The organism is Neorhizobium turbinariae, from assembly GCF_023223505.1.
In the GTDB taxonomy this organism is placed as follows: domain Bacteria; phylum Pseudomonadota; class Alphaproteobacteria; order Rhizobiales; family Rhizobiaceae; genus Neorhizobium; species Neorhizobium turbinariae.
In genome coordinates this window covers 114,903-128,314 of the sequence record NZ_JALPRY010000018.1, presented here as the reverse complement: position 1 = coordinate 128,314, position 13,412 = coordinate 114,903, and the positions used below count along the sequence as shown (strand labels likewise).

Annotated in this window: 10 protein-coding genes and 1 other annotated feature; of the genes, 6 read left to right on the top strand and 4 right to left on the bottom strand. The window is 62.0% G+C overall.

Annotated elements, in window-relative coordinates:
- Positions 1-27: 27 nt before the first annotated feature.
- The 3 genes from M0654_RS16535 to M0654_RS16525 all read left to right on the top strand — a co-directional run bounded on the left by M0654_RS16535 (position 28) and on the right by M0654_RS16525 (position 4,170).
- The gene (locus tag M0654_RS16535) at positions 28-2,220 is read left to right on the top strand and encodes an RNA degradosome polyphosphate kinase (protein ID WP_118851487.1); all 2,193 of its coding nucleotides are present in this window, start codon (positions 28-30) and stop codon (positions 2,218-2,220) included.
- A gap of 16 nt (positions 2,221-2,236) precedes the next feature.
- Entirely contained in the window at positions 2,237-3,757 is a 1,521-nt protein-coding gene (gene ppx, locus M0654_RS16530; RefSeq protein ID WP_248684044.1) for an exopolyphosphatase, read from the top strand.
- A gap of 68 nt (positions 3,758-3,825) precedes the next feature.
- Entirely contained in the window at positions 3,826-4,170 is a 345-nt protein-coding gene (locus tag M0654_RS16525; protein WP_313791087.1) for an HNH endonuclease, read from the top strand.
- On the opposite strand, the gene rnd is transcribed toward M0654_RS16525, so the two are convergent.
- The gene (gene rnd / locus M0654_RS16520; protein WP_248684043.1) at positions 4,167-5,327 is read right to left on the bottom strand and encodes a ribonuclease D; all 1,161 of its coding nucleotides are present in this window, start codon (positions 5,325-5,327) and stop codon (positions 4,167-4,169) included. The two genes, M0654_RS16525 and rnd, sit on opposite strands and share 4 nt — an antisense overlap.
- A gap of 62 nt (positions 5,328-5,389) precedes the next feature.
- Entirely contained in the window at positions 5,390-6,637 is a 1,248-nt protein-coding gene (locus M0654_RS16515; protein WP_248684042.1) for an MFS transporter, read from the bottom strand.
- A gap of 234 nt (positions 6,638-6,871) precedes the next feature.
- Here M0654_RS16515 and aspS point away from each other — a divergent pair, with 234 nt between their 5' ends.
- On the top strand, positions 6,872-8,662 hold the full coding sequence (aspS, locus tag M0654_RS16510) for an aspartate--tRNA ligase (protein ID WP_248684041.1): 1,791 nt from the start codon (positions 6,872-6,874) through the stop codon (positions 8,660-8,662).
- Positions 8,663-8,717: 55 nt separating this feature from the next.
- Here aspS and M0654_RS16505 read toward each other — a convergent pair whose 3' ends face one another.
- Both M0654_RS16505 and M0654_RS16500 read right to left on the bottom strand, forming a co-directional pair.
- Positions 8,718-9,725, bottom strand: coding sequence for a lysophospholipid acyltransferase family protein (locus M0654_RS16505; protein ID WP_248684040.1), 1,008 nt, complete (start codon positions 9,723-9,725; stop codon positions 8,718-8,720).
- A 7-nt stretch (positions 9,726-9,732) separates the two neighbouring features.
- Positions 9,733-11,145, bottom strand: coding sequence for a cytochrome P450 (locus tag M0654_RS16500; protein WP_248684039.1), 1,413 nt, complete (start codon positions 11,143-11,145; stop codon positions 9,733-9,735).
- A gap of 196 nt (positions 11,146-11,341) precedes the next feature.
- Here M0654_RS16500 and M0654_RS16495 point away from each other — a divergent pair, with 196 nt between their 5' ends.
- Both M0654_RS16495 and M0654_RS16490 read left to right on the top strand, forming a co-directional pair.
- On the top strand, positions 11,342-11,665 hold the full coding sequence (locus tag M0654_RS16495) for a DUF1236 domain-containing protein (protein ID WP_118849191.1): 324 nt from the start codon (positions 11,342-11,344) through the stop codon (positions 11,663-11,665).
- Between the two features lie 106 nt (positions 11,666-11,771).
- Positions 11,772-11,829 (top strand) — a sequence feature (sul1 is cis-regulatory element that is thought to sense ions involved in sulfur or methionine metabolism; They are found in Alphaproteobacteria).
- A gap of 82 nt (positions 11,830-11,911) precedes the next feature.
- Complete coding sequence (locus M0654_RS16490; protein ID WP_248684038.1) at positions 11,912-13,399, top strand: SulP family inorganic anion transporter; 1,488 nt, start codon at positions 11,912-11,914, stop codon at positions 13,397-13,399.
- Positions 13,400-13,412: the final 13 nt, after the last annotated feature.

The following is a 13,412-nucleotide window of genomic DNA, read 5'->3' as shown; positions in this document are numbered from 1 at the left end:
TCGCGGAGCGCAGGAGGGATGGACGAGATGGATTCGATGGTAACGGAGACGCAGCAATCCGCAGGCGAAGGGGAGCCCCCAGCGCTTGATCTGATGAACAGCCCCGACCGGTTCATCAACCGCGAATTCTCCTGGCTGCAGTTCAACCGTCGCGTCCTCGAAGAAACGCTGAATACCGCCCATCCGCTTCTGGAACGGGTCCGCTTCCTGTCGATTTCCGCTGCGAACCTCGATGAATTCTTCATGGTGCGGGTGGCGGGCCTTGAGGGACAGGTGCGACAGGGCATCAGCGTGCGCAGCCCGGACGGAAAGACGCCGGCCGAGCAACTCGATAACATTCTGCAGGAGATCGACAACCTGCAGATGGAGCAGCAGGCGTCGCTTGCCGTGCTGCAGCAATATCTCGCCAAGGAAGACATCCTGATCGTGCGGCCTGCCGCGCTTTCGGCAGAAGATCGCGCCTGGCTCGCCACCGATTTTGACGAAGACCTGTTTCCGGTGCTGACGCCGCTGTCGATTGATCCGGCGCATCCGTTCCCCTTCATTCCGAACCTCGGTTTCTCCATGGGCCTGCAGCTTCACAGCAAGCACGGCAAGGAACCGATGACAGGCCTGTTACGCCTGCCGACGACGCTCGACCGCTTCATCCGCCTGCCGGACGAGGGTACGACGATCCGCTACATCACGCTGGAAGATGTGGTTGGGATGTTCACCGATCGCCTGTTCCCGGGCTATGAGGTGAGGGGCGCCGGCACGTTCCGCATCATCCGCGACAGCGATATCGAAGTCGAGGAAGAGGCCGAAGACCTTGTGCGCTTCTTCGAAACGGCGCTGAAGCGCCGCCGTCGCGGCAAGGTCATCCGCATCGAGACAGATTCCGAAATGCCTGCCTCGCTGCGCCAGTTCGTGGTGCAGGAACTCGGTGTCCCGGATAACCGCATCGCCGTCCTGCCGGGCCTGCTCGCGCTCAACACGATGTCGGAGATCGCTAAGGCGCCGCGCGACGACCTGCGGTTCGAGAGCTACAACGCTCGCTTCCCCGAACGCGTGCGCGAACATGCCGGCGACTGCCTGGCTGCGATCCGCGAAAAGGACATGGTGGTCCACCATCCGTACGAGAGCTTCGACGTGGTGGTGCAGTTCCTCATCCAGGCGGCCCGCGACCCGGATGTGCTTGCCATCAAGCAGACGCTCTACCGTACCTCCAACGACAGCCCGATCGTTCGTGCGCTGATCGACGCCGCCGAGGCCGGCAAGTCGGTAACCGCACTGGTGGAGCTGAAGGCGCGATTCGACGAGGAAGCGAATATCCGCTGGGCCCGCGATCTGGAGCGCGCTGGCGTGCAGGTTGTGTTCGGCTTCATTGAGTTGAAGACGCATGCGAAGATGTCGATGGTCGTGCGCCGCGAGGATGGCCGGCTGCGCACCTACTGCCATCTCGGCACTGGCAACTACCATCCGGTGACGGCGAAGATCTACACCGACCTGTCCTTCTTCACCTGCAACCCGAAGATCGCCCACGACATGGCGAATGTCTTCAACTTCATCACCGGTTATGGCGAGCCGGAAGAAAGCATGAAACTCGCCGTTTCGCCCTATACGCTGCGGCCACGCATCCTGCGCCATATCGAGGAAGAGATCTGCCACGCGCAGAACGGCAAGCCGGCAGCGATCTGGATGAAGATGAACTCGCTGGTGGATCCGGAGATCATCGATGCGCTCTATCGGGCGAGCAATGCAGGCGTCGAGGTCGAACTCGTCGTGCGTGGCATCTGCTGCCTGAGGCCGCAGGTTCCGGGGCTCTCGGAAAACATTCGCGTCAAGTCGATCGTCGGCCGTTTCCTCGAGCACAGCCGCATCTTCTGCTTCGGCAACGGGTATGGCCTGCCGTCCGACAAGGCGCTCGTCTACATCGGCTCCGCCGACATGATGCCGCGCAATCTCGACCGCCGCGTCGAGACGCTGGTGCCGCTGCTCAACCCGACCGTCCACGAGCAGGTCCTGTCGCAGATCATGCTCGGCAATCTGATTGACAATCAGCAGAGCTACGAGATATTGCCCGACGGCACGTCGCGGCGCATGGAAGTGCGCAAGGGAGAGGAACCTTTCAACGCGCAGCACTATTTCATGACCAATCCGAGCCTGTCAGGGCGCGGCGAAGCCCTGAAGTCGAGTGCCCCGAAACTCATTGCCGGCCGGATGTCCGGACGCAAGATTTAGCCACAGAAAAGCACATATGGTACGATCTGAAGCCCAGGGGCGCCTTCCGGGGATTGTTCCTGTCTCCGTCATCGATATCGGCTCCAACTCCGTTCGCGTCGTGATCTACGAGGGCTTGTCGCGCTCGCCGACGATCCTGTTCAACGAGAAGGTGCTTTGCGGGCTGGGCAAGGGGCTCGGCTCCAACGGGCGCATGGATGACGAAGGCGTGGAGCGGGCGCTTGCGGCGCTGCGTCGCTTCAAGGCGCTGTCGAATCAGGCGCGCGCGACGGAAGTGTATGTGTTGGCGACCGCGGCCGCCCGCGAGGCCTCCAACGGCCCTGAATTCATCCGCCAGGCCGAAGAGATCCTCGAACAGGAGATTCAGGTCCTGTCGGGCGAAGAAGAGGCGCGCTATTCCGCGCTCGGCGTCATCAGCGGCTTTCATGAGGTCGACGGTATTGCCGGTGACCTTGGCGGCGGATCGCTCGAACTCATCGACATCAAGGGCCAGGACTTTGGCCGCGGCGTCACCCTGCCGCTTGGCGGTTTGCGGTTGTCGGAGTCGTCCGGCCAGTCGCTTTCCAAGGCGCGCAACTTTGCCCGCAAGCAGGTCAAGAAGGCGCATTTCCTGGAGCAGGGGAACGGCCGGACCTTCTACGCAGTCGGTGGCACCTGGCGTAACATCGCCAAGCTGCACATGGAGATGATCCAGTATCCGCTGCACATGATGCAGGGATATGAACTGTCGCTTGAGGAAATGCAGAACCTCCTCGAGCAGGTCATCGCCGCCAAGGACAGCAAGGAAGGGCCATGGCAGGTCGTGTCCAAGAGCCGTCGTGCGCTTCTTCCCTTCGGCGCGATTGCGATGCAGGAAGTCCTGAGTGTCATGAAGCCGTCGAAGATCAGCTTCTCGGCCCAGGGCGTTCGCGAGGGTTACCTTTATTCGCTGCTGTCGGAAGAGGAGCAGCAAAGCGACCCGCTGCTGGTCGCGGCAGACCAATTGGCGATCCTGCGCGCCCGTTCACCGGAGCATGCCCGCGAGCTTGCGGACTGGACCGGCCGCATGGTCGAAGCCTTCGGCGTCGACGAGACTGAGGAAGAGGGCCGGTACCGGCGCGCCGCCTGCCTGCTTGCCGATATCAGCTGGCGAGCGCATCCGGATTACCGGGGCTTGCAGGCGCTCAACATCATTGCCAATTCCTCCTTCGTCGGCATCACCCATGCCGGACGCGCCTATCTGGCGCTCGCGAACTATTATCGCTTCGAAGGGCTGCATGACGATGGCGCCACCGGTCCGCTGGCCGCGATCGCGACGCCGCGCCTGCTCGACCTCGCCAAGCTCCTGGGCGGGCTTTTGCGCGTCGTCTACCTGTTCTCGGCTTCCATGCCCGGCATCGTGCATCACCTGAAGTTCGCGCCGGCCTCGTCGCCTGACCTTGATCTGGAGTTTGTCGTCCCGCACGAATACCACGATTTCGCTGGTGAACGGCTCAACGGGCGCCTGCAGCAGCTTGCCAAGCTGACGGGCAAGAAGCTCGCCTTCAGGTTCGAATAGGCTCGTCAGAAGGCTGCAAATCCGGCCGCGTCACCCCATCTGAGGACCGCAGGGTTTTTGAGAACGGGATGAGCATGGCAAGGAAGCACAAGCAGGACGTCGTGTCCTGGTATCAGCAGCCGGAACCGGACATCTGCCCGCTTTGCAACCGGCTGATCCCTGCAGACCAGCGCGACGAACACCACCTCATTCCGAAGAGCCGCGGCGGTCGGCAAACGCAGGCGCTCCACAGGATCTGCCACAGGCAGATCCATGCGCTCTTCGATGAAGCGGAGCTTGAGAAGTCGTATTCGACTGTCGAAGCCCTGCTTGAACATCCGCAGATGGAGAAGTTCGTCAGATGGGTACGCAAGAAGCCGCCTGGCTTCTACGACGGCACCCGGCGGAGCAATCGACGCAAGGAGAAAGGTTAGTCGCCGGCGGTTTCGAGATCGACGGCTTCCACCTTCTTGTTGACGAAGCGCAGTGCGACACCGCCATTGATGAGCTTCAGCGCCGTGTTGCCGAACAGGTCACGACGCCAGCCGTTCAAGGCGGCGACCTCGGCATTCTCGCCTTCGGCTGCGATCTTTTCGAGATCATCGGTATTAGCGATGATCTTGGCAGCCACGCCTTCGCGGTCCGAAATCAGCTTCAGCAGGACTTTCAGCAACTCGACTGCGGCTGCCGTTCCTTCCGGCACATGCACGTGCTTGGGCGCATGCGGCATGTCTGATTTCGGAAGGGCGAGGGCGGCATTGACCGCCTCGATGATCGCAGCGCCCGAGGCAGAGCGTTCCCAACCCTTCGGGATCGTGCGCAGGCGTGACATGGCTTCAGTGTCCTTGGGCTGCTGCTGGGCGATCTCGTAGATCGCATCGTCTTTCAGCACGCGCGAGCGTGGCACGTTGCGGTTGCGCGCTTCCCGTTCACGCCATGCGGCCACGAACTTCACCACCGCAAGTTCGGTCGGCTTGCGCAGCCGGGACTTCAGCCGCAGCCAGGCGTCGTCAGGGTGAAGGTCGTAGGTGTTGGGAGATTCCAGTACCGCCATTTCCTCGGTCAGCCACAGTGCGCGGCCTTCGCGCTCCAGTTCGGCCTTGAGATAAAGATAGACGTCGCGAAGGTGGGTGACGTCAGCCAGCGCATATTCCAGCTGCTTTTCAGACAGCGGGCGGCGGCTCCAGTCGGTAAAGCGGGACGACTTGTCGATATGGACGTTCTTCGTGCGGCTGACGAGCTGGTCATAGGAAACGGAGTCGCCGAAGCCGCAGACCATTGCGGCAACCTGGGTATCGAAGATCGGGTGCGGCACGAGATTGCCGAGATGGTAGATGATCTCGATATCCTGCCGCGCCGCGTGGAAGACCTTGGTGACGGAAGGATTGCCCATCAGCTCGAAGAAAGGCTTGAGGTCCAGCCCTTTTGCCAGCGGATCGATCAGCACTTCCAGATCAGGGCTTGCCATCTGGATCAGGCAGAGCTGCGGCCAGAAGGTCGTTTCTCTCAGGAATTCAGTATCGATGGTGATGAAGTCGGATTTTGCAAGCTTAGTGCAGGCTTCTTCGAGAGCGGCGGTCGTTTCAATCATCGGTTCTTCACGCTTGTTTGATCAACCTTCCTTTCCCTTCCGGTCGCATATGTCAATACGAGTCACGGCCTATCCTGGCGTTCATCCTTGTCAGCCGGAGCCGCCAGGCGGTTGAAATAGGCCGAGGTTCGCAGCAGCGAGCGGAACCGCCAGGTGCGTTTTGCCGGTGGCACCGGGGGGCGCGCCTTCATCCGCCGGAGCGTGAAGACCAGGAAGGCGAGGAAGATAAAGGACGTATAGGCGAAGAAGGCGCGGGGGCCATAATATTCAAGAAGAATAGAGGCGAGCAGCGGCCCGACCGTTGCACCGAGCGACCAGTAGAACAGCAGCCCGGCCGAGACCAGCGCATGCTCACCGGGCTTGGCGTAGTCGTTGGCATGCGCCGAACACAATGAGTAGAGCGGCATCGAGAAGGCGCCGAACAGGAAGACGCTGATGATGTTGGCCGTCTCGTTGGAACCTGCGCCAAACGACATGTAGGCGCCGGTGATGATGGAGCCGACCGTGGTCCACAGGATGACGCGGCGCCGGTCGAGCTTGTCGGAATAGATCCCGAGCGGATATTGCAGCACGACGCCGCCGATGATGCCGGCGCTCATGAAGGTGGCAATCGAGGTGATGCTCATGCCGATCGCCTCGGCGTAGATCGGCCCGATATTGCGGAACGCGGCCATGGAAAGCCCGACCGATATGACGCCGATCACCGAAAGCGGCGAGATACGCCACACGGCCTTGAGGTCGAAGGTTAGCGTCTCCGGCGGCGCCGGGCTAGACTTGTCGGCGACCGAGATCGGCACGAGGGAGAGCGTCAGCGCCATTGCGATAATGTTGAAGATGATCGGCCCGGGTATGCCGACCGCCGGAATGATGTATTGCGCGACAGTGACCGAACTCAGGTCGACGAGGCGATAGACGGAAAGGGTGCGGGCGCGGTTGGCATTGGTGACCTTGGCATTGATCCAGCTTTCGACTGCGGCGAACAGGCTCGCCACGGCGATGCCGGTGACGAAGCGCATTGCAAACCAGAAGACCGGGTCGATGATCATCGACATGGCGATGGCAGCCACTGCCGATATCGCGGCCATTGCTGCAAAGGTGCGGATATGGCCGATCTGCCTCAGGAGCCGGGTCACGTAGACACAGCCGATTGCGAACCCGACGCTGTAGCCGGCGCCGATCATGCCGATGATCGATGGTGAAAAACCTTCCGCCGAGCCGCGCAGCGCCACATACGTTCCCTGCAGGCCATTGCCGCCAATAAGGATGCCGGCTGTCACGAGGAGGGGGATCAGGGGGCGGATATGCGACATGTAGGTCCTGCCGGAGGGCGTGAGGCTTGCCGATGCGACTCATTCGCCGACGCGCGGCTTGTCGCGAGTCCTAGCGGAAGAGCAGGCTCGATGTCCCGACGATTTGCGGGCAAAATCGGTTCAGCCTTGACAAAGCATGTCCATCATGCGCTTTTCCCGCCGATTTTCCTTTAAGCCGGCCGGCCTTGCTTCGCATGCCGATGGCCGCAAGAGCACCAGTCCAGGAACTTGAAAATGCACCGTTACCGCAGCCACACCTGTGCCGCCCTTCGGAAGACCGATGTTGGCTCCACCGTCCGCCTTTCAGGCTGGGTGCACCGCGTGCGAGACCATGGCGGCGTCCTCTTCATCGACCTGCGCGACCACTACGGCATGACCCAGGTCGTTGCCGACCCGGACAGCCCGGCCTTCAAGGTTGCCGAAACGGTTCGCGGCGAGTGGGTGATCCGCATCGACGGCGTGGTCAAGGCCCGCTCCGAGGACACCGTGAACAAGGGCATGGCGACCGGCGAGATCGAACTCTACGCGCAGGAGATCGAAGTGCTGGCCGCGGCCAAGGAACTGCCGCTGCCAGTCTTCGGCGAGCCGGACTATCCGGAAGACGTCCGCCTCAAGTACCGCTTCCTCGACCTGCGTCGTGACACGCTGCACAAGAACATCGTCAAGCGCACCCAGATCATCGCCGCCATGCGCCGCGAGATGAACAATGTCGGCTTCACCGAATATTCGACGCCGATCCTGACGGCGTCTTCGCCGGAAGGTGCGCGCGACTTCCTGGTGCCGAGCCGTATCCATGAGGGCATGTTCTTTGCGCTGCCGCAGGCGCCGCAGCAGTACAAGCAGTTGCTGATGGTGGCGGGTTTCGACCGCTACTTCCAGATCGCGCCGTGCTTCCGCGACGAAGACCCGCGCGCCGACCGCCTGCCGGGCGAGTTCTACCAGCTCGACCTCGAAATGAGCTTCGTCACCCAGGAAGACGTCTGGACGACGATGGAGCCGGTGATCCGCGGCATCTTCGAAGAATTTGCCGACGGCAAGCCGGTGACCAAGGAATTCCCGCGCATCCCGTATGACGTCGCGATCCGCAAATACGGCTCCGACAAGCCGGACCTGCGCAACCCGATCGAGATGCAGGCCGTCACCGAGCATTTCGCCGGCTCCGGCTTCAAGGTCTTCGCGAACATGATCGCCTCGAACCCGAAGGTCGAGGTCTGGGCCATCCCGGCCAAGACCGGTGGCTCGCGCGCCTTCTGCGACCGCATGAACGCCTGGGCCCAGAGCCAGGGCCAGCCGGGCCTCGGCTATATCTTCTGGAAGGAAGAAGACGGCAAGGTTGGCGGCTCCGGCCCGCTCGCCAAGAACATCGGCGAAGAACGTACCGAAGCGCTGCGCGTCCAGCTTGGCCTGGAAGCGGGTGACGCCTGCTTCTTCGTCGCCGGCGACCCGGACAAGTTCTACAAGTTCGCAGGCGAGGCGCGTAACCGCGCGGCCGATGAACTGAACCTTTCGGACAAGGACCAGTTCGCGCTGTGCTGGATCGTCGACTTCCCGTTCTTCGAATACAACGAAGAAGAAAAGAAGATCGACTTCGCGCACAACCCGTTCTCGATGCCGCAGGGCGGGCTGGAGGCACTGGAGAACCAGGAGCCGCTGTCGATCAAGGCTTATCAGTACGACATGGTCTGCAACGGCTTCGAGATTGCCTCGGGCTCGATCCGTAACCAGCTGCCGGAAACCATGGTCAAGGCCTTCGAGATGGTGGGCTTGAGCCAGCAGGACGTCGAAGAGCGCTTCGGCGGTCTCTACCGCGCCTTCCAGTATGGCGCTCCGCCGCATGGTGGCATGGCCGCCGGTGTCGATCGTATCGTCATGCTGCTGACGGGTGCCAAGAACCTGCGCGAAATCACGCTCTTCCCGATGAACCAGCAGGCCCAGGACCTGCTGATGGGCGCACCTTCGCCGGCAACCCCGCAGCAGCTGCGGGAACTGGCCATCCGCGTCGTGCCTTCGCCAAAGAAGAGCTGAGTGCAGAACATCTAAGAATAAGAAAAGCCCGGCTTCAGGCCGGGCTTTTTGTTTGTCAGCGGGTGTCTGGAAGCCCGTTGTCGAGAAAATACCACTGGTCCAGGTGTTTCAGGATGACGGGCTCGATCACGTCGTTGAGGAGCTGGATGTCGTCCGAGATACGGGCACCTGGCTTGTCTTCCGGCGGCAGCTCAATGGGCGGCAGGAAGAAGGCATCGAACCGGAACCCGTCGCCGCGGACATTGTACCAGGGTGCAATCTGCGCGCCGGTCATGCGGGCAAGCCTGACAGCGACGGCAAGATTGCCTTCCAGATGCGGCTTGCGGCCGAACAGCGGGCCGCGAATCTTGCCGGCAACACCTTCGTCGCAGAACATCGAGATGACGCCACCTTCCTTCAGCACCTTGACCGAAGGGCGGATGCCTTGCGCACCGGGCGGCAGGAAATTGAGCCCTCCTTTTTGACGCACGCGCGCCGAGATCCAGGCCTTGGCGCGGCCCTTCGGCGGTGTGTAGTTGGCGTAAGGCCGGATGCCTTCGTCATGCAGTATGGTCGGGCCGATCTCCCAGTTGCCGAGATGCATGCCGACGATGATCGTGGGACCTGACCGCACGGTCTCCACCAGACGGTCGAAGTCGTGCAGCGTGATCCGGTCCATGTTCTTCAGCAGGCGGTTGATCACCGAGAACTCGGTCATAATCCGCCCTTGCGCCTGCCAGTTCCTGCGCAGGATCGCGTCACGCTCAACCTCGCTCGCCTCCGGCAAAAGCCGCTTGAGCGTCTCGCGTCCGCGACGGACGGCGACCTTGTGGAAACGGGGAATTGCAAAGGTGCCGATGCGTGCGCCGAAGTTGGAGCAGGCGTCCATCGTCATCAGCTTCAGGCCGAAATGGACCGTCAGGTCGATGGCGTTGACGAGGGTTCCGGTCAGCCAGTAGCGGCGGAACTGCCGGCGCTCGTCGCTTGTGCCGAAGAGGTGGCTGAGTGGCGGCGCCTCGGGTGCCGCAAACCGCCAGGCCTTGCGTTTTCGGAGTGCTGTTTCCGGCATGCGGTGCTCGGTCATGGATGCCTCACCGCGGATGCAGCGTGATGGGCAGGCCGCCGCGCGGGCGAAGCGTCAGCCGGCAGGCCGCCTCGACCTGATGGTTCGCCGGAACACGAAGCTTGAACCGCTGCGCCAGCACCGCAAGGCAGAGGATGGCTTCGGTGAGCCCGAACTGCAAACCGGGGCAGATGCGTGGACCGCTAGCAAATGGAATATAGCTGTATGGCGTCGGGCGCTTTTCGAGGAATCGTTCCGGCTTGAACAGGTGCGGATCGGGAAAGAGCGAGGCTGTGCGATGCAGCAGCCAGGGCACGATCATGATAAGCGAGGCGGGTTTAACATCGAGATCACCGATGCGGTCGGCTTCCTTGGCCTGCCGCGCCAGGATCGGCACCGGAGGGTAAAGCCGCAAGGTCTCCTCGATGACCGCCGTGCACCATTTCAGCTTGGGCACGTCGGCGACATCCGGCACATTGCCGCCGCAGACCTCCTCGATCTCCGCGTGGATCGCGTCCTCGACCCATGGCGCCTTGGACAGGAGATACCACGCCCAGGTGAGCGTCGCCGCCGTGGTTTCGTGCCCGGCCATGAAGATCGTGGCGGCCTCGTTGCGCAGTGCGACGACATCGAGCTTGAGCTCGGGGTTGCGCTGCTGGCGGCGGATCAGGAGCTCCACCATGGAATGGTCGTCGCCGCGGCCGGCCAGGTGGTCCTCGATCACCCGGTCGATGATCGTATGGATGCGCTTCACCGAACGCTTCAGGGAAGGGGTACGCAACTGTGGCAGGCCTTCGTCGAAGCCGAGGAAATAGCCGATATTGATGGAATCGATCAGCGCCTGGTAGCTCGTGAAGCCATCCGTCACCATGCCGGCGCTTTCTTCGCCGAGGTCGTTGCCGAAGACGCTGCGCGAGATGATTTCGGCGGTGAGGCCAGCCATCTCGTAAAGCGCGTTCACCTGCGCGCCTTCCCCGAGTTTCGTCCACCGCTCGACGAGCTCGAGCGAGGTGTTCTTCATGATGTCGCCGAAGGCGGGCACCCGGTGCTTGTGGACGATATCCGACACCAGCGGCCGGCGCTGCTTCCAGGTCTCACCATCGGAGATGAACAACCCGTCGCCCAGCAGGTACTCCAGCGAACGCCGCATCTGGGGTGACTTGCGCTCGAAATTCTCGTGGCGCGTGGCGACCACGTACTTGATCGCCTCGGGGGAATTCACCACCACCACCTGGCGGCCCATCAGCGAGATCTGCGAGATGCGAGCCGAATAATCGTTCTGGCGCCAGATGGACAGGAAATCGCGCCGCGCTGTCAACAGCCGCTGCAACTGGTTGCCGGGCTTGCCGGAGTAATAGGAGGGGCGCGCTGGCTCCAGCCGCTTTTTTGCGGGCTCTACGGCTTCGATTGTATGCGTTTCCGCGGCGAGCCAAGAGAGCATGAAAGCGAGACCTTCTCAATTACAGCGGCAATAAAGATGGCGGGGGCAACCGCGGTCCCGTTTTCGCCGCATGGCTCCACGGCGTCAAGGCATCATGGTCCGAGCAGGGTAGATTGCCGCGGGATCAGTCATGGGAGAGCGGAACCAAGTTTCGACGCTCGTGTTGTTATGACAGCAAAAGCACAGGAGAACCAAGATGCGTAAGACTTTGCTCGCCGCTTCCGCGGTCATGATGGCCCTTTCGGGCGCTGCCTATGCCCAAACGACGGTCATCACCACCCAGGATCCGGCCGTCACCAACTCGACCGTCGTGGTGCCGGGCGAAGTCCGCACCTATGTCATGGAGCAGAGCGTGCCATCGGTTGCCTATGAAGGCACGATCGCTGTTGGTACGGCACTGCCGGATACGGTGGAAGTTCACACCATCCAGGAACAGCCGGATTACGCCTACACGGTCGTCAACGACCGCCGCGTGATCGTCAATCCGCAGACCCGCACGGTTGTCCAGGTGCTCGAATAGCATCAACCGAGCTGCCGATATCAAGAAGCCCTGGCCGCCCTGCTGCCGGGGCTTTTTGCTTGTGATGTTGCAATGGACGGACCGCGCCGATATGTACGCGCCATCACATGGACTCGGGTGAAACTCCCGGGTGGCTCTTCCGGCCGCCGATCCGCCGGACAACGCAAAGCATCAGCCGCTTCATCAAAGTTGCAGCAACACCTGGATGGCTCCCGGCGATGCGCTTCCTTTTGCGATCTCTAGCTCATGAACAAACTGTCCACCTACCGCCGTGAATGGTTCTCCAACATTCGCGGCGATATCCTGTCCGGCATCGTCGTGGCGCTGGCGCTGATCCCCGAAGCGGTCGGCTTTTCGGTGATCGCCGGTGTCGACCCGAAGCTTGGGTTGTTCGCGTCCGTCGCAATCGCTTGCGTTACCGCCATTACCGGCGGTCGTCCTGCGATGATTTCGGCGGCAACGGCAGCCACCGCAGTGCTCATGGCACCACTGGTGCGCGACCATGGCATCGAATACTTGTTTGCGGCAACGATCCTGATGGGCGTGCTGCAGATCATCGCCGGCTTCCTGAAGCTCGGCCGGCTGATGCGTTTCGTGTCCCGCTCGGTAATGACGGGCTTCGTCAACTCGCTTGCCATCCTGATCTTCATGGCGCAACTGCCGCAACTCATCAACGTGCCGGAGGTGACCTACCTCCTGATCGGTGTCGCGTTGCTGGTGATCTACCTTTTCCCGCGGGTGACCAAGGTCGTACCGTCTCCGCTGGTTGCGATCGTCGTGGTGACGGTGATTGCCGTCGCCTTCAACCTGCAGGTCCCAACCGTCTCGGACCTCGGAGAGATGCCGACCTCGCTGCCGGTTTTCGCCTGGCCGATGGTGCCGCTGACATGGGAAGCGCTTCAAATCATCTTCCCGTATTCGTTGGCGCTCGCCGCCGTCGGGCTCCTGGAATCGCTGCTGACAGCCCAGATCATCGATGACATGACCGACACGACCAGCAACAAGAGCCAGGAATGCGTCGGGCAGGGCACCGGTAACATCGTCTCAGGCCTGTTCGGCGGCATGGGTGGATGCGCGATGATCGGCCAGTCCGTCATCAACGTCACCTCCGGTGGGCGCGGGCGGCTGTCGACCTTCACGGCCGGTGCATTCCTGCTGATCCTGCTGCTCGTGCTCGACGACGTGCTGCGCATCGTACCGGTCGCGGCGCTGGTGGCGATCATGATCATGGTGTCGATCGGCACCTTCTCGTGGAAGTCCCTCATCGAACTGCGCACCAACCCCAGGACCTCCTCGGTCGTGATGCTCGCAACCGTCTTCACCGTCCTCGCAACGCACGACTTGTCGAAGGGCGTGCTGGTGGGCGTGCTCCTGTCCGGCATCTTCTTTGCAGGCAAGGTTGCGAAGCTCTTCCAGGTCCGATCGGAGGTGGGAGAGGACGGCGCGACGCGCGTCTACCATGTCGATGGCCAGATCTTCTTTGCTTCGACCGAAAGCCTGCTCAAGGCCTTCGATTTCGACGAGCCGGTGAAGCAGGTCGTGATCGACGTCAGCGGTGCGCATCTCTGGGATATCTCGGCAGTCGGCGCGCTGGACAACATCGTGCTGAAGTTCCGCCGCCGTGGCGTTGCCGTCACCGTCCGCGGCGTCAACGAGGCGAGTGCCGGCATGATCGACCGCTTCGCCTTGCACGACAAGGAACATGCATCGCTGACGGCCTCCGCCGGCCACTAGTGACAAAAAAAGC

What these genes read in the sequence shown, in the direction of transcription:
- M0654_RS16490 (WP_248684038.1), top strand. Translation starts at nt 11,912, where the DNA reads ATGAACAAACTGTCCACCTACCGCCGTGAATGGTTCTCCAACATTCGC.
- rnd (WP_248684043.1), bottom strand. Translation starts at nt 5,327, where the DNA reads ATGATTGAAACGACCGCCGCTCTCGAAGAAGCCTGCACTAAGCTTGCA.
- M0654_RS16535 (WP_118851487.1), top strand. Translation starts at nt 28, where the DNA reads ATGGATTCGATGGTAACGGAGACGCAGCAATCCGCAGGCGAAGGGGAG.
- M0654_RS16505 (WP_248684040.1), bottom strand. Translation starts at nt 9,725, where the DNA reads ATGACCGAGCACCGCATGCCGGAAACAGCACTCCGAAAACGCAAGGCC.
- M0654_RS16515 (WP_248684042.1), bottom strand. Translation starts at nt 6,637, where the DNA reads ATGTCGCATATCCGCCCCCTGATCCCCCTCCTCGTGACAGCCGGCATC.
- M0654_RS16500 (WP_248684039.1), bottom strand. Translation starts at nt 11,145, where the DNA reads ATGCTCTCTTGGCTCGCCGCGGAAACGCATACAATCGAAGCCGTAGAG.
- M0654_RS16525 (WP_313791087.1), top strand. Translation starts at nt 3,826, where the DNA reads ATGAGCATGGCAAGGAAGCACAAGCAGGACGTCGTGTCCTGGTATCAG.
- ppx (WP_248684044.1), top strand. Translation starts at nt 2,237, where the DNA reads ATGGTACGATCTGAAGCCCAGGGGCGCCTTCCGGGGATTGTTCCTGTC.
- aspS (WP_248684041.1), top strand. Translation starts at nt 6,872, where the DNA reads ATGCACCGTTACCGCAGCCACACCTGTGCCGCCCTTCGGAAGACCGAT.
- M0654_RS16495 (WP_118849191.1), top strand. Translation starts at nt 11,342, where the DNA reads ATGCGTAAGACTTTGCTCGCCGCTTCCGCGGTCATGATGGCCCTTTCG.